The following is a 19,617-nucleotide window of genomic DNA, read 5'->3' on the forward strand; positions in this document are numbered from 1 at the left end:
ATACTACGAACCCATTGTTTCTTAGAAGAAAGAGAGGATCCACATCTCCTAGCCGATAAAAGGGACAGCTAAGCCGTTTCTTCTAGGCGTATTACAAGTATACTCGCTTGTGAAAACGGTTTACATGTTAGGATTTTTACTTTTTATTAGTTTTCTTTACCTCCAGCTGAATATCTCTTACTTTCTGTTAATCGATCAGCAATTCATACATGCCCTGCAAGCAGATTTCGGCATGCTGCATCATATCGTCGATAAAGATGAACTCGTCGGCCTGATGCACGCGGGTATCGACGCCGCCGGGCAGTCCCGCACCGAATGCGACTCCATTGTTGCGCAGCTTACGGGCATATGTACCGGCACCCATACGCAGCATCACAGCTTCCTCTCCGGTGATTTTCTTATAAGCCCGGCTTAACCGGACAATGACCGGATGGGTCTCTGGCACATACACGGGAAGCAGATGCCGCAACTGTTCGGTCTCGATTCCATTCATGCGCGCAAGATGGTCGAGCGTAGATAATATGCCAGCGCCGTCATAGCTTATGGGATAACGTATATTGCACAGTGCTTCCGCACGCTCCTGATCACAGGAAATGGTACGCAAATAAACGACCAACCCGCCCGATACGCTATCGCTGCAGGCGATACCGAGCGACTGTCCGTCTGTCTCCGCGCTGATCTTGCTGTGTAGGAAGCGCAGGAAGTTATCCCAATTTGTATCCATTCCTTGCGCAAGCAGGAAAGCAACTATATTAGCGATTGCATTTCGCGATCCCGTCGGACTGCCTTCTACAAGCTCGCTACCGGCTGTTAGTTCCAGCACCCTGTCGGCAGAGTATGCTGCCGACAGATTCGCCTGGAGGTTGACCGAATGGCGGATGTTTTCCACCTGACTGTCGGTCAGAAACGACAGAGAGAGCGACGCCGTGCAGGTCTCCGGAATCAGCGTAAGCATACTGCCGCCCTTCAGAGACAAGAGAGGAAGCAGCGGCTTCTCTGAAACAGCCTCCTGCTTACTCGAGAACACCACGTTCATGTTGCCCATCTCCACATTATAAATCGGGTAGCCCGCGTCGGGCGCAAACGCCATATCCGGAAGCTGTTCCCTCTCGAAATAATAGTCGAGGTCCTTCATTCCACTCTCTTCATTCGTGCCAAAGATCAAGCGGAGACGGCGATTGCCGGTAATGCCCAGATCCATCAGCGTTTTCAGCGCATAAAGAGCGACCACAGCAGGTCCTTTGTTATCGGATGCTCCTCTTCCGATAATCTTGCCATTCTCGATGAGGCCGCCGAACGGGGGAGACATCCATCCTTCCCCTTCTTCTACTGTATCAAGGTGGACAAGCACCGCTGCTATCTCGTCGCCTTGGCCGTATTCGACATGGCCTGCATAGCCGTCCACATTTGTCACATCGAACCCTAACGATTCAGCCAAACCGAGCATATGCTGCAAAGCGCAGTCAACTCCAGCCCCGAACGGTTTTCCCGGCTCCGGGGCGGCCATAATGCTTCTTATTTGTACGAGCTCCGAAATGCCAGCCGCAATCGCATTCCGATATTTGCGAATTTCGTTTCCAATGACCATGTGCATGCATCCCGCCTTTACGTTTATCATGAAGCCATAAAGCGATACTGCGCCTCAAGCAATCCATGGTAAATGCCCTGGTTAGCCAGTAGCTCTTCATGGGTGCCCTGCTCCAGTCAGTCGACATGATGCAGGCTTTCCACCAGCATCAGCAGCGTCATGGATTGCCCGTAGGGCATCGGACATACCGCAATTTCGCGGTAAAACTGCAGCGTGCGTCCCATGCGCGTTCCGTAAGATACCCCGTGAACGGCTCCCTTTTCGTCAATCTTATTAATGACAGCTTGCAGCGCCTTCAACCCGACTTCTTTGTAAACTTCGCTGATATAACCTTTGCGAACAGCCTTCAGAATACCGTATGCGAAACCCGCAGTAGCCGATGTTTCCTCGTACGATGTCGGATCGTTCAGCAATGTCGTCCACAATCCGCTCGGTCTTTGCAGCTCAGTCAGCTTCTGAATCTGACGTTCCAGAGAAGAAAGCAAGAACACTTCCACGCCCAGCGGTATCTTGACGATATCTAGGTAGTCGACCAACCCGGCCGTGTACCACGCATTACCACGGCCCCAGAGTGCTTCCGCGAAATTATGGCCCTCCACGAATGTCCAGCCATGGAAAAACAGTCCTGTTTTCTTATCGGTCAAATACTTAAGATGGACGAGGAACTGACGGATGCTTTCTTGTACGTAGTGATCCTTTTCCAACAAAATGCCCATCCGGCCCATGAACAGCACCGTCATATAGAGCGTGTCGTCCCACAGCTCGCCTTCGTTCGCATTGTCAATGGTCTCGTGCGTGATCCCAAACTCAGGCGTGCGCGGCATCTCATCGGCCGCATAGCTAGCCCACTCTTCGCAAATCCGCAGATACTCCGGATTAAGCGTTTCTTCGTAAATGTAGCTGAGCGTAAGCAGCGGACACATCGTGTTGACGTTCTTCGGTGGGAGCCCTTCGCGAATCCGGCTGTCGAACCAATCGGTCAAATACGTGAAAATATCGCGGTTTCTGGTTTCCTTGTAGTACAAATATAGAGAGAACAACCCGACTCCTTGGGACCAGTCCCATTTGTCCATCGTAATGATGCTTATCGGCGTGTCTTCTTGGATCGTTACCTCCAGATTTTTCATGCCGCTGATGACTTTCTGAATCATGCTCTCTATATCTTGCCTCTGCATTTGCGCTAGAGTCATGGTAAGCACCTCCCAATACGCACTATAAAGTGCTTGTAACAACAATGTAACGCACGCTCAAACCAGTTTACATACGAGATTTTTACGCTTTTATTAGTTTTCTTTACTTCTGTTCTTATACTCCTTTGGCGACAAGCCTTCAAGTCTCTTGAAAACCTGATAGAAATAGGCATATTCCTTATACCCTACCATTTCTCCGACTTCATTTACCTTATTCTTGGGATCCATGAGCAGACGCTTAGCAGTCTCAATTCGCGCCTTAGACACAAGATCCACGAAATTAATACCGGTTTCCGTACGCAATAGCCTGCTTAAGTAGCTCGGGCTCAGACCAAAATGATCGGCGGTTGACGTCAAGTTGATCGTGTCGGCTATATGGCTGTTGATGTGATCGATGACCTTCTTCACAACGAGGCAGTACACCTTTTCCCCACCTTCAAGCTTCTTCTTGATATTCCCAATAAACGATGTGAGGTAGGAAGAGGCCTCCCTCATACTCGTCAGCCGATATACATCCCCGAGAATTTGATCGACGCTTTTACCGAGACCGAACTCATCGCCGGTTACCCGGAAATAGTAGCGGGCCACCGCAAGACATACTTCTGAGAGCAAGCCCTTCACTACGAGAATATTACCTTCACTATAGGCGGTAATTTGTTTCAGAAACCGCTCCAAATGGGTAATCACATCTTCGCTCGACTTGTTCTCCAGCATTTGGTTGAACTGCTCCAAATCCTGAATGATCGAGAATTTCCCCAGTTCCTTCTCTTGCTGGCTATGATCCGGGAATAACACACTTTCCTCCGTCCTGAAAAAGCTTGAATCCATAATCAGGGACGCTTCATGGAAAGCCTCCGGCAGCTCAAGAAGCGATTTGTACACGGAACTGACCGCAAAGCAGCAGGATACTTGGTTCCTCACGCTTGCCTCATCGATGAACTCGCTGCAGAAGCTCTGCAGCTTCATCCTGATTTCCCGCTGCGGAAGTGCCTTTGGGAAAAGGCATACAAATAAAAGGTCGTTATTACGCAGGGATTCAATAAGATAGAAATCGCGCTTGGCAGTCAGCTGGTGCGCTTGTTCTGAAAGGCGGAGCTGCATCTGCTGCTTGAGCTTGGCGGCGTTCGTTGCACCGGATTGGCCCGGCTTCTCTTTCGTACGGACGATTTGCAAAACGTACCGGCTAAACGGGATCTCGAGATTCTTCACTTGCTCCTGCATATTGTCTGTTCCTGCGATCAAATCACCGATCAGCTTGCTTCTAAGCGAGGGAATTGAACTGGTATGCTGTTTCTCCAACTCGACGAAAGCAGAGGTGATCTTAACCGTGTTCTCACGCTCCTTGCGCTTGTTATCGAGCTCTGATACGGCACTCCCTATCACTCTGCTTAGCTCTTCGTGATTGATTGGTTTGACGATAAAATCGTATACACCGAGTCGGACGGCCCGCTTGGCATATTCAAAATCCTGGTAGCCGGTAACCAGGATTGTTTTGGCCATAGGAAAGTCCGCGCTCATCTGTTCGGCTAAATCGAGCCCGCTTAAGCCGGGCATTTTGATATCCGTCACGAGAATATCCGGCTGCAGCTCCATGATCAAACGCTTGCCTTCAATTCCGTCCTCCGCTTGACCAACCACTGCGCAATTCAGCTTCTCCCAGGCGATCATCTGTACAATCGCTTGCCGGATCAGCGGTTTATCGTCTATAACCACCACTTTATATGTCATTCGGAGCCCTCCTCGGTTATGATCGGAAGACGAATCCGAATCGTCGTCCCCTGATCCATTTCGCTCATAATGCTTAAACCGTATTCTTCTCCGTATAAGATTTGAATCCGTTTGTGCACGCTGATGACCCCGACATTCGTATGCTTATCCTTCTGTTTCAGCTTCGAGTGCTCCGGAGGGTTGAGCAACTGGTTCCTCGTTTCTTCATCTATGCCTACTCCATTATCGGACACTTCTAGATACAGATCGTCTTCTTTGGTCCAACAGCCGATACTGACAATCCCTTTGCCCGGTTTCTCTTCAATTCCATGCTTGATCGAGTTTTCTACTAGCGGCTGCAGGATGAATTTAGGAACCATGAAGGACATCAGGCTCGTGTCGAAATAATAATTGACCTCAATTCTATGACCATAAATTATTTTATGAATAGTCAAATAACTCCTAATGTAGTCCACTTCTTCCTGCAGGTAGATGATATCGCCCTTCTTGCTAATGCTCTCTCGAAGCAGCTTGCCGAGCAGGTAGATCATTTCACTGACTTGTTCGTCGCCACGCAGCTTGGCTAAGCTATGAATCGACTCCAGTGTATTGTAGAGAAAATGGGGATCAATCTGGGCCTGCAGCGCTTTATATTCGAATTGCAGTGTGCGGTATTCGGCTTTTTGCTTAAGCAGCTTCTCCGTGTAGATGGTGTGGATCAGCTCGCCGATTTTCTCGGCCATCGAATTGAATTTCTCCGCAAGCAATCCCACCTCGTCTCTGCTTCTGGGTACAATCGCCTTATGGGTGAAGTCCATGGAGAAATGGGTCATGCTCTGAAGCAGCAGCCGGACGTTTCCTGTAATGTTTCTGGAAATGATCACCGCTAGGATGAACGCAATAAACATCGAGACCAGTATGGTGCTGATTGTCCACACCTTGATGACTTCAGTGCCGCGCGTTAATTCGTTGACCGCGATGACCTGGACAATCATCCACTTGTCATAGGGTGTTGTAATAATGGTGGAAATGTACGTTTGCCCTTCAAACTGAAAACCCTGATTGAGACTGGGCTTGTGAGCGTACATCTTGTTTTCGATGAAATAGCGGGACGGCTTGGAAACAAGCCTTTCGAACAGCAGCGGTTCGAATACCTCGTTCAAGATGACGATGTTCCCCTTCGTAAGTTCGTCCACGTTCGTGTAGATGCCGCTGATCAGCTTGCTGTCCACACCGACGATAATAATGCCCACATAACGGTTGGTCGTGACGTCATACACCGCTTTTTCCATAAAGATAACGTTGCTGTTTCCCGGAATCCAGGAAGCGCGACCTCGCTTATCCTTAATCATCTCGACGTCCACATTCATCAAGTTTTTATTGTAATTTTGGGTTGCACTGCGTTCGAACCCGAACTGATTGCCTGCGGCATCGATTACCATAACCGACAAATAATCATCTTTGGAGAACAGTAAATCTTTCATAAATTCACTGATCGCCCTATTCTTGATGTACAAATCGGGTTCGCTGTTTTCAGGAATGCCCAGTGTCGTATTGAGCGCGGAATTACGGAACTGCTGGAATACTTGCTCCTCGATATCCTTGGTGCGTTTCTCGAGGTTTATCCCGATTTGTTCGATTAAATATTCGGAAAAAATGGCTGTATTCTGTTTGATTACGCTTACAGAAACGTAGTAATTAACGGAGCTGATCATTAGCACGGTTACCAAGATCATAACGGTAAAGGACAGCAGAAACTTCGTACGCAGCTTCAAATTCAGAAATTTGGAAATCATCTTAGACAACCGCTTCACCCGCATCCTGATGGAATGGCAAGTGCGTGAAGCAAAAAGGAAATCCGTTCGCTCACGCACCTATTGTTAGCATTATAAACCTTTCCACCGTAATCGGCTATTGACTGCCGACCTCACGCCTGAATCGCACTCTAAATATAAGGCATGACAAGAAAGCTTTCTTGGTCAATCTGCCAAAAAAATAGGGGATTTCCCTTATTAAAATAAACCTCCAACCCCACCTTCATCATAGTGGTTTTGGAGGTTTATTCACTAGTACTTGTCGTAATTGAGTTCCATGGTCGCAAATCCACAAAACTCAGGAAAGCTGTGCAGCACTTTGTTTATCTCATCCTGGCTGTAGCCCATTTTGCGAAGATGCATCTGCTTGACGGTTTCAGCGGCATTCTGGGCGGATACGAAATCCTCCATATGCTCGAATAGCTTCGCGCCCCATTTCTGTCCGAATCCAACATGGAGACGCTCGTCGGCGATATCGTATTCGGATTGGATTGACGACAAGGGATCGCCATGCTTCATGAACGCTCCAATCGATTTGCGCTTCTTTATGAAGGAACAGGGCTCCATAACCATCGTCAGGCTAGAATAGAACTCCGGAAACACCTGCTTCATCGTTGCAGACGTCGGCGCCGTGGACGGGTGCCAGGAGAAATCCTCCGTGCGATAGCCCATCTGCTTCAATCGGCGAACGCCCATTTGGCTGTGACGGACTTCATCCCACGTATGCCGTGCTACATCGAGATAGAAGTCTACTGGCATTTTATGCACGCCGTAGTACAGATAGGTCAGGCTTTCCACAGCCGACATTTCGCTGGCATTGATGAAGATCATATGTTTCACACTATCGTAAGTGGGAGATTTCGGATCGAACATGGCGCTTTTATATTTCGTCAGATCGACATGCGGATACTTTGGATCGTTAGCAGGCTTCAGCGGAATCGGTCCTGCCGGCTCGGAGACCGGATGGTCGGGCCAATCGATCTTTTTCTTCGACGACGAACTCTCAAGCATCTTCCACACTTGATCGATATAGACTAACCAACTGTGATATGCATCGCGTTTCTCTTGGTCTTCAACAAAGGCAAACTTCATGTAAGGAATACCCCAGGAAAGCATCTGCTCCTTATCGAGCTCGATATATCGCAGCTTATCGAACGTCGGTCCGTCGAGAATAGGGTCAAGCGTTTCATGAAAAGCGGTATACTGTTCATAAAGCTTAGTGACGATGAACTTATAGCCCGCTGCGAATTCAATCAGCCCTCCCGCATGCGTAATACGCTGACAAGCTTCTTGGAGACCCCTCGGCGTCCAAGCTTTATCGTTGATATCCGCTCCAGGCAGCTCGCTGATCCGTTCGCGCAGCTGTACCATGTGCTGGGTATGCAGGTACGACAGTCGCACCAGTTCCCCTTTCAGATCCCAATCCGGTACAGACGGGACCCATCCCATCGTCATCCGCGACAGCTCAAACTCTAACCAGAAGCACATCTTAAGCAGCTTCGCAGTATCGATCGGCCGCAGCAGCGAACCTCTGTAGGAAGATGCAGCTTCAAGGAAGCTGTAATCCGTTACGTCCACTTCTATTCTCTTCGCCATCGATGATTACCTCCCCTAAGAAAAAACGGATTCAAAACTCTTCTGCTTTCTATTACAAGGAAACGCTTTCGCGAAATCTTGTTGCATTGTCTTGAAGTAATGGGGTATTCTCTACTTTTCACTCTATCGTGTAAACGGCACGGTACTCTGCTCCACAGCCTTTCCTTCTTACCAAAACACCGAATCGTTTATTCGCAGTCGTATCTTCGTAGCCCTCGAATAAATAAATTTCCGTTCCCATACACCCTTCCATCCGAAGAATCAACGTTCGTTCCGGCAACACCCAGCGTATCGACCAACTGTCGCTAGTCGTGAATACTCTTAGATTCATGAGGTGCTGGTAGCCGAACTCGCTCCCGAGGGGCGCACACGGCTGCGTCTCAAAATCAGTCTCCATCTGCCCGTGGCAATGAAAAAGCCAATCAGTCAGATGTTCGTCTTCGCTGATCACCTGAAACGTATCCGAGATGCATCCTTCCTGAAGATGAATATCGCGCATATAATCGACGCCAGGATATACTTCCTTGGCCTTGGCGCGAATCCGGTTCCGCTCCGGTTCGAATCGTTCTACGATTCCACGCTCAGAACAAATCTGATCGACGGCATCGACGATGACCGTATTATGGGCGATTGTCTTCCGCTGCCACTCCAAAAACAAGAACGAGCCATAGCCGTTCGAGGAGATATCGTGAGACCATAAGCAATCCGCGTCGAACAACTCGATATTCATTAAATCAGGGTGCGCATGGCTCCGCGTATTTAGGCCGTACTTCATAAATAAAGCCGTCTTTCCTGCGCGTAACGAGCAAATATTCGAAGCCGGATAATATTTCGTTCCGCGCTGCATCTCTTCCCCGGCGTATTCCCCTTTGCCGAACAAGAGCCGCTGAACCCACCCTTCAGGCGAATTTTCAATCATACCGCCATAGGCCATCGTTGGACTGTAGTACTCCTCGTATGATCTGGAAAGCGCATACTCGAAGGCCGGATCTGGAAACAAACGATTCGCATACTCGTACTGTCCCGCATAGTGAGTCAGCGCGATATTCGGCCAGCCGTCATTCGGATTGGGAAAAATTCCGTTATCAAACACAAGCTCCGCTGGGAACACATACATCCGTTTAACGATTTCTTCCATGCCACCGCATTCCACATCATAAATACGGGCGAACAATAGGAAATACGTGAACGGTTCTACGCAATAGAAGTGATAGTGAAATGAACCTTCGTACCAGAATCCTTCCGCTGTCACGCCTTCCTGCAATTGCTGCAGCAGGCCGAACGGACCATTCAGTGCCCGTTCTACGTAGCTTCTCTCCCCGAAGAACATCCCCGCCATACCGACTGCCGCCTTCATCCAACAGGGGATGTTGTGAATGCTGGTAGAGTGGCTGTCCAGCAGCTCTACCTGAGGGTCGAACAGCTTGCTTTTATAGAGCCGAAGCTCTTCGGAGCTTAACGTTTCCTTAATCATCTCCATTCCCTGCAGCAGCCAAATCATGCCGACCGCGTCACAGAGATCGGTGCCGGCTATTTTGCCGACGTAGCCGGGTTTAACGTCTACCTGAAGCTGCTCATAATGATCGCTGTAAAAAGACAGCACCTTGCGGATGTAAGCCGTGTAACGTTCATCGCCCGTGAGCCGATACAGCACCCCAGCGTAAAAAACATGCTTGTGAGCTTCATCGCGGTACAAATAGTTCCATGCCTGATCGAAACGAGCACCCTTGTTCCGGTACCCGCAGCTTCGGCAGCTATTCTCTTGGGGTGTTTCTCTCTCGAAATCGATCCTGCTCCCGCAAGCTTCGCAGAAATAGTTGTGCCCCCATCCGGTAATTCTCCCAGGATCATCTGCGTAATGATTGACCCACCACTCCGTGGTCTCAAGCAGAGTGTCATAGACGTGCTTCGCCCACGCTTCCGTCCGAATTTTCTCTTGAATATGCTGCCAGTCCTGTACATAGCTCACGTTTAACACCCGTCCTTTCATTCTTAGTGCAATACCCTTAACCGACTATCGTGTCATTTCGATCAGTGCGCGGTCCAGATCATCGATAATCGAAACAGCACTCTCCAGACCGACCGAAATGCGCATCAGACCGATCGGAATTCCCGACAGGAGAGATGTTTCCTCGTTCACCCATAAACCCGGTGAATTGATTAGACTCTCGAACCCGCCCCAGCTAGGGCCTTCTTCGAAATAGCGCAAGCTTTTCATCATCTTCATAATCTGCTGTTTGTCGCCCTTTGGCACGAAGCTCAGCAATCCCGAGTAACCGGACATCTGTCTGCACCCAAGCTCATATTGCGGATGGCTGGGTAGACCCGGATAGTAAACAGCGGATACTCGGGAATGCTCTTCCAGGAAAGCTGCAACCTTCTTACCATTCTCCTGATGCTGCTTCATCCTAACCGGGAGGGTGCGCAGGCTTCGGATGAGCAGCCAGGATTGATGCGGATCCATAACAGCCCCGAACAAGCTTCTTTCGTTATTTGTGATCGATTCTAGAACCTGCTTGCTCCCTATGATGACGCCGCCCAGAATATCACTGTGTCCGCCCAAATACTTAGATGCCGAGTGGACCACGAGATCAATGCCATATTGAAGGGGATTCTGATAGAGCGGCGTCGCCCAGGTATTGTCGATAATCGTCGCAATCCCATGCGATTTCGCCAAAGCGGAGATCGCTTTCAGATCCTGAAGCGAGAAAATGTTCGATAGTGGGCTTTCCAAATAAATAACCTTCGTATTGGGGCGGATCGCCTGTTCGAATTCCTCGATGCTTTCGCCTGAAACGAGGGTCACCTCACAGCCGAACTTCTTCATATAGGTTTCCAGAAATGCTTTCGCCGGCACATAGGCCGCGCGCGGACAAATAACATGGCTATCTTTCTCCAGATAGTATGTCAAGGCGGCGCTGATAGCGGCCATTCCCGAAGAGAAACAACGCGCTTCCTCCCCGCCCTCGAGTGCGGCGATCTTCATCTCGGCAATCTCTGTCGTCGGGTTAGCGACGCGCGTATACGTATACCCGTGATTGATTGTTTTCCTTGTAAATAACGAGTTTTGAAAAATGGGGGGCACAATCGCACCCAAATAACGGTCATAATCGTCGCCCAGATGAGCAAGAATGTCTTCCTTACTCTTTAAAGAATCCTTGTCCATACCTTTTCCCCTTCCTTATGAACCGTTGATACTCTCAAATTTAAATAATTTGTTACATATGGGCTAATAGCGGGAACATCCGACCTGCCAACGGCTGGTTTTCTTGCAGGTTCAAATCCATCGTTATCGCATGCTTTTTCCCGTTAAAGGTCGTTCCGTCAGGCATGTAAATAATCGCTAGCGCCCGCCTCGGTTTATCGGTTACATTGGAGTGCGCATAGTGAAAGGTAAGCCCATTATGGAACGTACAGCTTCCTGCTTTCAGCGGCAGCTTCACCGGCTTCGCATTCTCATAATCGGTCCCCTTAACGAACTCGAATAGATCCTGCGGATTCGCCAAGTCTATATGGTTCAGCTTGCCGGCGTTTTGCGATTTCGGTACGAACATCATACAGCCGTTCTTCTCATCTACGTCATCGAGCGCGATCCATATCGACATAGCGCCCTGCTCATTCATCGGCCAGTAGGGGAAATCTTGGTGCCACGGGGTCGGCTTGGAATCGCCTGGCATTTTCCACAGCGCATGATCGTGAAAGAGACGAATGCCGCTAGCACCAGTAAGCTCTAGTGCCATTTGTGCAAAACGCGGGTTGAACGAATACTTGTGCATGCCTCCATGGTCCCGCCATACGTTAACACGCTGGTTAAGCACGCGGTAGTAGCTGCCGCCTTTTTTATCCGTTTGCAGTGACATCGATGCGGATTCCTCGACCATCACTTCTTCCATATATTGACGAAGCTCGATTAATTCTTGCTCACTCAGTACATTATCCACTTGTACGAACCCGTTCTCCTGATAAAATGTACGATGCTCCGAGGTTAAAAGCGATTGAATGGCATTGGTCATGACAGCCAGCTCCTTTTGTACTTTCTATACTTTGGTATCACTATATCACGCGCAAAAGGGAGCAGACTTGGTGAATCCGTCAGAGTTTCAAGGTGATTTACCAGCTTTTCTTCTTCCTGGAAATACTCTATGATAAAAGGAATTGAAGCACTTATCATCCTTCCCGGAGGTCTTGCCCGATGACCCGATTTCAGAATGAAAGCTACTTGGAAGCCCACGATTTTCCCTTTCATCTCGAGCAGTACACGTCCAAAAGAAAAGAATCCGTTTTGCCGCATTCGCATGAATTTATCGAGTTTGTGTATGTGGTGGAAGGATCGGGGCGCCATATCTATTCCGGAACGGAATACCGAATCCAAGAAGGCGATGTCTTCGTCATCGAGCCAGATGTAGAGCATGCCTATTTAATTGACGAGCACCTCATCGTTTACAACATCCTGTTTGCTCCTTCGATCCTGAGTCACGAACTGCAATCGTTATCCAACGTAACGTCGTTCGTCGACTTTTTCTACGTAGAGCCTTTTCTGCGGCAGTCGGTCCACTTCCAATCCCATCTTAGACTGAATCCGCACCAAAGGATCGAGATGAAGCAGCTGCTTGACCGCATCCTCAGCGAATACACGGAGAAGAAGCTCGGTTATCGCCTGCTCGTGAAGACCCGGCTAATCGAAATGTTCGTATTCCTCAGCCGCTGCTACGATCAGATGCTGCACAAACCGATGACGGCGCTAGCCTCCGAGCATAAAGTAATCGAGCGCGTAGCTGAGTTTATCGAGCTGCATCACGCGAATCCGCTGTCGCTTGCCCAAGTCAGCCAGATGTGCGCCATGAGCCAGTCCGCCTTCACATCCAGGTTTAAGCAGTATATGGGCAAAACCTTCATCGAATTCCGCAACGAAATTCGCATACGCATGGCCAAAGAGCTGATGCTTTCTACAAACAGCAACATTTTGCAGATTGCCCAGGAGGTCGGTTTCGACGACTTGAGCTTTTTCAATAAACTTTTTAAACAGATGACCGGGCTCTCGCCCGGGAAATTCCGCAAAAGCCAGAAGGAGGTTTAACATTAGCAACGCGCTACGTTACAACCCTGCCTAACCGGAGCTATCCAATCACATGAATCTGAATGTCCCAATCCTCCGACAGCTCCGGTGCAGCCTCAACTTGGATGTCTCGCGGAACAGATACGCGCATCACTCGTTTATCCTCTTCCTTCGACCACGATACATCGATACGCCCGTAAGCAGTCGGAACGATCCCATCCGCCCAAAGCAGCTCCGTAACAGGGGGAGCGATTCGAATTTTGCGGTAGCCCTCCTCCAGCTTTTCAACGCCCAACAGCTGATTGCCAAGGACAAAAGCCGGCGCAGATGACCAGGCGTGCGCATGGCTCCTCGGGAATACATGAAACGTTTCCCAAGTGGTGGTAGCGCCGTATTGGATCATCTTGCCCCAGTCGGTCCTGATCTGCGCCAGCGTACGATCGAGTTCGCCGAAACGCTGCCACACCTCAAACAGATAGAACGAGAAAAAAGGCGAGCCAATCTTAATCCAATCCTCCGGCGGGTCCAGCAGCTTGAGTTTGATAACGGCTGTCTGCCGCTCTCCGAGGCAGTCGGCCAGATACAGCAGCACATGCGTCTGGAGACTTCTCGTTGTCGAAGGCTTACCGTTACGGTAGATACCGTCTAGGTAATCTTGAGCATCTTCGTCCCACAAATGCTCCTGAATCGCCCGTTTCAACTGCTCCGCATGATTGAGCAGAGTCTCCGCCTCGCTATGCAATCCGAGCGATTCCGCCATCTTCGCTGCGATCCGGTGGCACTGGGCCAGCTGCGCCTGCTGCGCTGTGACTACGCCGACATAGGGAATATCGATTGGCGCCCAATCGAGCATATTCCAAGAGCTGGTATCAAACAGGCCGTCTTTGTTGAGAAAGCCCCTATACGCATCGAGCGTTTCCCGGATTTCCGGATAGATCGCCTCGAAGAACGTGCTATCGCCGCTGTAATCGACATATTCCTTGCAGGCGATAATCCAGCTGAAAGTCCACATCGGAATAGCCGCCTGCCAATCGGTTGGCAGTAAAGCAAGCAGCAGCGGACTTTGACTCCGCGACCGCGGTACCATTTCCAAGCAATGCCTGACGAGCTCATAGGAACCGAACAACTGATAGTTGACAAGCGCGCTCACCCGGCAGTCCCCTACCCAGAATACCTGCTCATAGGTGGGACAATCGACGAACGTATCCTCCATGCACATCTGCGACGTATGTCTGGAAATTTCCCAAATATCATTCAGCAAGGGATCCGAACAGCGGAATAACGCCTTATCCGTAGCCGGGTAGCTGGACTGGTGCAGCTGGAGCCGGTGAATCCGCATCTGTACATCAGCCTTACGCACCGTGACGATCAAATAACGGAAGCCCATCCGGGTGAAGCTCTTGAACATCTGCCTGCCATCGCGACATATGTACCGGAATGAATTATTGCAGCCGGATGTATAGGCATTGACGCCGTTGACGCGGTTTTCGAAGCCGTATACATCGATCACCGTTCCTTGGGGGGCATCTACTTCTAGCTCGATTGTCCCTACGTAAATTTTCCCGAAATCCAGAACGATTTCTATATCCCCGCCTTCCATGGGAACGGGCAGCTCAGTCGGCAGCAGATGATCATGGAGCATCCGCTCCAACCGGTTGGTAACGGGATAGTGCTTGACTACTCGTTTACGCATCATCAACGAGTAGATCATATTATTAACAAGCACATGTCTTGAATGAACGTCCTTGCACATGTCTTTGTACGCCTCTAATGCAGTCAACGTGGAGCAGGCCCCGATTTCCAGCAGCAGAGGATGCTCGTGATTCAAACCCGTGCTTTTCTCAACGCCCCCATATACAGGCTGGAAGCCGTCGGCATGCGACTCGATCGTCTCGAACGGGCCAATGGTAACGAATGAGGCATCTTGATTGCCCTCAAATGGATGCGCGAACCGCAGTTCCGTATCGAAATCGAATTCCATATGGGAGAACAAATCATTATGAACGCCGCAAATTTCCATCAAGAACAGATGCTCGCCGGCAGCCACCTGAATCTCGTCATTATGAACATACCAGCGGTCATCGATCCTGAACCGTCCCTGAACGCCGTTCCACTTAGAATGTGCGAACGTTAAGCGGCCGCAGGCTTCAGCCTCAGCCACCAGCTTAACCGCCAAAAATCCGCTGAATATTTTCGCATTCGCATCGCGCGAATCGGGATACAGGTTCTCCCGCATATTGACGGATATCACTTGGCGGATCGGTACAATCTCGCTAAGGGCGATGATCTGCTTCGGCCTGACGATCTGCGTGGACAACGGCTCGATACCCCGGGGATATAACTTCCCCCAAGGTACGCCTCCATAGGGAGCGACAACTTCACTACGCGCCCAGTTCCTGTCATCGTAGGAAGGAAGCACCCATTGTTCGCTCATCGCATTGGCATCGTATATTTCCATCCAACCAATATTCACATTACGTTTGACCACATCGGCATCGTATCCCTCATGTCTACGGTAGAGCCACGTTTCATCCGTGCCGATCACTTGAATACCGGCGGAGCCGTGCAGCGATAATTGAGCAATGAGGCCCGCTTCATTCTCAACATATTGATAATTGGAATGACCGTAGTGCCAGACCTTCACGGCAATCGCATTAGCGCCAGGCCGTAATAGGTGAGTAATATCAAACTCATCGTAATACCAGTGGTCAGCGGTCGAACGAATAGGACCTTCTCCAAGCTCCGTCCCATTTACCCATAGCCTGTACTTGGTATCCGCAGAGATGGACAGCATCGCTCGATTGGATAACGCAGCCGCCCATTCGAACGTTTTCCGAAAGATGATGTGCTCATTAATCGGTCTCCGGTCTCCCGTCTTCCATATCCAATTAGCCTTTTCGAACATGAGGCTCTCCCCGCTTTCTGTAGGCGTTATTCGTGTTCTTCGAATATTCGGGCTTCGATTAGTTCTGCCAGCTGGGCATGCAGCGCGCGGTCAGGGTGATTGATTCCATTGGCCAATCTAGCATGAGGAGCTTGCCCCTTCATCAGCCAGTCCTCCCACAGGGCATATATATCCACGTAAGGCAGCTTTTCTTGATCCAAATACTCCCGCAGCGCAAGGGTATACAGCCGTAAATAGCCCTTCTCTGCCGTATCCGTGAAGCGTGGCAATACGACTCTATCCTTCTCGTGAATGTTACAGTTGTCGTGCAGCATCATCATGTTCGGAGTGAGCAATAGGAGATCTGCTTCCGTATCGCGTTTCACGGTTCGTACTAACGCGTCCATTTTTTCCAAGTAAATCTTAAGCCCGGCCTCCCCAGCATGACAATCATTCACGCCGAAGCCTATTGTGACGAGATCCGGCTGATAAGCAATCAAGTCCCGCTGCCACCTGGGTTCCGACTTCACAACCGTATCACCAGATACTCCGGAATTGATTACATTCAGAACAGTCGTAGGATACCGTTTCACGATACGATTCTTAAACAGATTGTGATAGACCCGTTCATGCTCGATCGTAGCGTATTCCATACATCCCTGGGTCACACTGTCACCGAAAGCCACGTATGTGACGGGACGGGCCCGGACATCGTCAGCCTTCTCCTTTAGACGCTGCCGGAATCTGGAAAAAGCGCTCATAACGGATCCACCAGCGTGTCCGGATTATGATAATTACGCGGCCAATTGAACGATTTCAGCTGCTCAAGCAGCTCAGACGGCAACGGCTTCCCGTCCGAAACCTTGAGATTGGCTTCCAATTCCTTGGCGTTGCGCATACCCGGAATGACGCAGCTCACAGCTTCATCCGACAGACAGAAGCGGAGCGCAACTTCGGCAAGCGTCATAGTAGTATCGTATTCACGGATCATCTGTTTGATCGCTTCCACCTTCTCAAGCGTCCGCAGGAAACGATCGCCCTTGAAATAGCTCCGTCTAACATCGCCTGGCGCGAAAGTCTCGTAGGATTCCGGCGTCCAACTGCCTATCAGCGAGCCTTCATCAAAAGGTACCCTGGCAAGCACAGCCAATCCGTTCTGCTTACACGCAGGAAATAGTTCTTCCGCCGGCCGCTGTTCAAAAATATTATAAACAACCTGTTGGGCTTGGATCAGCCCAGCCTCAGCAAGCGCAATACCTTCCTGCGGACGATAATCGCGAATTGACACGCCGAACTCGCGGATTTTACCTGCCTTCTGCAGCTCCGTCAACGCCTCATGCCATTCTCGATCCTCCAACCCCTTCGGAAACCAGCCATGCAGCTGATACAAATCAATCGCTTCCACACCTAGCCTAGTCAAGCTGTCCTCGCACTGCTTGCGAATGTGAGCATTGGGATAACGGCCTGTCATATCCGGATCAATCTCATTCGGATGCGGCCATTGAACGGGCTGCACCTTGGAAGCTATATAAATATGATCACGATTCCATTCCTTGAGCGCCATGCCGATGACTTCCTCGGAGTGGCCCTTCCCGTACATTTGAGCCGTATCTACCAGATTGATACCCCGGTCCCACGCTTCAAGCAGGGTTCTTACCGACTCGCTGTCGTCCACTTGTCCGAAAGCCCCGCCACCGCCAATCTGCCAGCCTCCGAAACCGATCTCCGAAACGTCCCATTCCGTATTACCGAATTTTCGATATTTCATAAGAAGCACCTTCCTCCCTCGAATCACCTTTAAGTATAAGGAATTTACGAAGAGGCTTTCTTGGTCAATCTGCCAGAAAAAACACGCCAAATTCGAACTTCACAGCCTATAGCGGATGATGTAGAATGTAGGAACTTGACCATCCGAGTGCACGAAGGGACGAAAAAGCATATGAAGGAGGATTCGATTTCTATGCGAGGAGAGAATTATGCAAATTTTACAGAGGACGGGGCGTGGTGTTTCTTCGCCGATCCGAGGGCAGTCCGTTATGTCGGGCAGCAGGATCGTACATATGTCGGCTGGTTAACGAGACATGGCCACGTCATGATCGGTACGTACGATCATCGTGACGGGACCCTCGACTCCGTAGCGATTAAGCCAAGTCTGCAGCAGGACGACCATGCGAATCCTTCGCTCTATTTTCCTGCTGATGGACGCGCAATTATCTATTATTCAGCTCATAACGGGAAGACGATGTATTACCGCAAGATGGAAACTGCCGAGGATATCACATCCTTCAGCGTCGAACAGGAACTTCCGGAGAATACGAGCGGCATGCACGGTTATACGTACCCCAATCCGATCTATGTCGGCCAGGAACGGAAGCTGTATTTGTTCTGGCGGGGCGGCAATTTCAAACCGAATTTTAGTACCTGTCCAGATGAAGAAGGCGCATGGTCGGAGCCCCAAACCTTAATAATGGGAGATGGAGCCCGCCCATACGTCAAGTATGCGGGCAACGGGGAGGATACGATCTACTTTGCTTTTACCGACGGACACCCCAATATAGAGCCGCATAACAGTATCTATTTCGCCTGCATCCAAGACGGTATCGTCTATCATGCGGACGGATCAGCCATTAAGCCGGCCTCCGACCTGCCCATGCTTCCCTGCGATGCTGATGTCGTGTTCGACGGAACCCTGCACGATGCGAAGGCCTGGATCTGGGATATTGCGGTGGACGCCAGCGGTCGTCCCGCCATCGTGTACGCCGTCTTCCACTCCGATACGGACCACCGCTATTGGTACAGCTATTGGAACGGCGATTCCTGGGAGAATCATGAAATGACAGCCGGCGGCTCTTGGTTCCCGCAAACCGCGCAAGACGCCGTGGAACGGGAGCCCTTCTACTCGGGCGGTCTTATACTGGATCATGCCGATCCAGCCAACGTCTACTTATCCCGTTCGGTGAACGGCATATTCGAGATTGAGCATTGGCATACGGCTGATCATGGGAAAACGTGGGAGTTCGCTGCCGTAACCACCGGTTCTTCCCGCAACAACGTGAGGCCCGTCCTAGCTCGGAGCAGCGGGCAAGAAGACGCGCTCCTTCTCTGGATGCACGGGGATTATGTGCATTTCACCAGCTATGAGACGGCGTTGAAGATGAAGACGGTTATGGGGAAACAATAACTCTCTAAGGATAAATTCTGACCTGTATACCTTCGATTAAAGACGGGAAATACTTCTAGTTAATTATGCTATCATAGAAAAAAAACGAAAATCTCTCTGAAATTGATCAGTGAGATTTCGTTTTCATGTACAATATAAGTAGAATCAGCTTTGTGAAGAGGTGTCCTATGACCACATTACCATCAGAAATCGTACGCCATTTTTTTGAAAAAGTTCGCTCCGGTCTTGCACCGGATACAGCTAATCTTTACATGGCCGAGCAGGTGCTTGCTCATCAAATAACCGCAGAAAACGAAACCACCGTTCGCCGAACTCCTGCCAATTATGCAGACCACGTTAGGGAAATGATCGCAGCCTATGGTGATTTCCACCTGGAAGTGCAAGAATTAATTGCTCAGGATGATCGTGTTTACGTACGCTGGAAACAGACTGGCACTCACATCGGAGAAGTCGACGGCTTTCCGCCAACTGGTCGAACCATCATTGAAATCGCCAGTGCTGTGTATCGCCTCGAAAACGAACGTATCGTAGAGTACTGGATTCAAATCGATCGTGAGGGCATCCGTCTGCAGCTCCAAAGAAACGCTTAAGTCATACCTGT

At 50.0% G+C, this 19,617-nt stretch carries 14 protein-coding genes; 3 read left to right on the plus strand and 11 right to left on the minus strand.

The annotated features are described in order from the left end of the window. Positions 1–187: 187 nt before the first annotated feature. The 8 genes from GC102_RS08880 to GC102_RS08915 form a co-directional block, all read right to left on the minus strand. Positions 188–1,588, minus strand: coding sequence for a Sapep family Mn(2+)-dependent dipeptidase (locus tag GC102_RS08880; protein WP_171689174.1), 1,401 nt, complete (start codon positions 1,586–1,588; stop codon positions 188–190). A 116-nt stretch (positions 1,589–1,704) separates the two neighbouring features. Then, entirely contained in the window at positions 1,705–2,778 is a 1,074-nt protein-coding gene (bglB, locus tag GC102_RS08885; RefSeq protein ID WP_246320810.1) for a beta-galactosidase BglB, read from the minus strand. 93 nt (positions 2,779–2,871) lie between these two features. Continuing rightward, positions 2,872–4,506 carry a response regulator transcription factor gene (locus tag GC102_RS08890; RefSeq protein WP_171689175.1) on the minus strand — a complete coding sequence of 545 codons (1,635 nt, stop codon included), beginning with the start codon at positions 4,504–4,506 and terminating at the stop codon, positions 2,872–2,874. Beyond that, positions 4,503–6,281, minus strand: a complete 1,779-nt coding sequence (locus tag GC102_RS08895; protein ID WP_246320820.1) for a sensor histidine kinase — start codon at positions 6,279–6,281, stop codon at positions 4,503–4,505. The genes GC102_RS08890 and GC102_RS08895 overlap by 4 nt, the downstream gene beginning before the upstream one ends. Positions 6,282–6,551: 270 nt before the next feature. Then, positions 6,552–7,895 (minus strand): DUF455 family protein, encoded by a 1,344-nt coding sequence (locus GC102_RS08900; protein WP_171689177.1) that lies wholly within the window; start codon positions 7,893–7,895, stop codon positions 6,552–6,554. Between the two features lie 118 nt (positions 7,896–8,013). After that, the gene (locus GC102_RS08905) at positions 8,014–9,864 is read right to left on the minus strand and encodes a heparinase II/III domain-containing protein (RefSeq protein WP_171689178.1); all 1,851 of its coding nucleotides are present in this window, start codon (positions 9,862–9,864) and stop codon (positions 8,014–8,016) included. A gap of 45 nt (positions 9,865–9,909) precedes the next feature. Further along, on the minus strand, positions 9,910–11,061 hold the full coding sequence (locus GC102_RS08910) for a trans-sulfuration enzyme family protein (RefSeq protein ID WP_171689179.1): 1,152 nt from the start codon (positions 11,059–11,061) through the stop codon (positions 9,910–9,912). 52 nt (positions 11,062–11,113) lie between these two features. Next, positions 11,114–11,908, minus strand: coding sequence for a phytanoyl-CoA dioxygenase family protein (locus GC102_RS08915; protein ID WP_171689180.1), 795 nt, complete (start codon positions 11,906–11,908; stop codon positions 11,114–11,116). Positions 11,909–12,087: 179 nt separating this feature from the next. Between GC102_RS08915 and GC102_RS08920 the strand changes: the two genes are divergently transcribed. After that, positions 12,088–12,972 (plus strand): helix-turn-helix transcriptional regulator, encoded by an 885-nt coding sequence (locus GC102_RS08920; RefSeq protein WP_171689181.1) that lies wholly within the window; start codon positions 12,088–12,090, stop codon positions 12,970–12,972. Between the two features lie 40 nt (positions 12,973–13,012). On the opposite strand, the gene GC102_RS08925 is transcribed toward GC102_RS08920, so the two are convergent. Genes GC102_RS08925 through GC102_RS08935 form a run of 3 tightly spaced genes read right to left on the minus strand, consistent with a single transcriptional unit; the run spans position 13,013 to position 17,603 of the window. After that, complete coding sequence (locus tag GC102_RS08925; protein WP_171689182.1) at positions 13,013–15,856, minus strand: family 78 glycoside hydrolase catalytic domain; 2,844 nt, start codon at positions 15,854–15,856, stop codon at positions 13,013–13,015. 26 nt (positions 15,857–15,882) lie between these two features. Continuing rightward, positions 15,883–16,596, minus strand: a complete 714-nt coding sequence (locus GC102_RS08930; RefSeq protein ID WP_171689183.1) for an SGNH/GDSL hydrolase family protein — start codon at positions 16,594–16,596, stop codon at positions 15,883–15,885. Beyond that, complete coding sequence (locus tag GC102_RS08935; protein WP_171689184.1) at positions 16,593–17,603, minus strand: aldo/keto reductase; 1,011 nt, start codon at positions 17,601–17,603, stop codon at positions 16,593–16,595. The genes GC102_RS08930 and GC102_RS08935 overlap by 4 nt, the downstream gene beginning before the upstream one ends. A gap of 192 nt (positions 17,604–17,795) precedes the next feature. On the opposite strand from GC102_RS08935, the gene GC102_RS08940 reads away from it, so the two are divergent. Together GC102_RS08940 and GC102_RS08945 are read left to right on the plus strand one after the other, a co-directional pair. After that, positions 17,796–19,016, plus strand: a complete 1,221-nt coding sequence (locus tag GC102_RS08940; RefSeq protein ID WP_171689185.1) for a BNR-4 repeat-containing protein — start codon at positions 17,796–17,798, stop codon at positions 19,014–19,016. A gap of 167 nt (positions 19,017–19,183) precedes the next feature. Then, on the plus strand, positions 19,184–19,606 hold the full coding sequence (locus GC102_RS08945; protein WP_171689186.1) for an ester cyclase: 423 nt from the start codon (positions 19,184–19,186) through the stop codon (positions 19,604–19,606). Positions 19,607–19,617 lie beyond the last annotated feature (11 nt).

Origin of the sequence: Paenibacillus germinis (assembly GCF_013141785.1) — a bacterium.
Classification (GTDB): Bacteria; Bacillota; Bacilli; order Paenibacillales; family NBRC-103111; genus Paenibacillus_E; species Paenibacillus_E phytorum.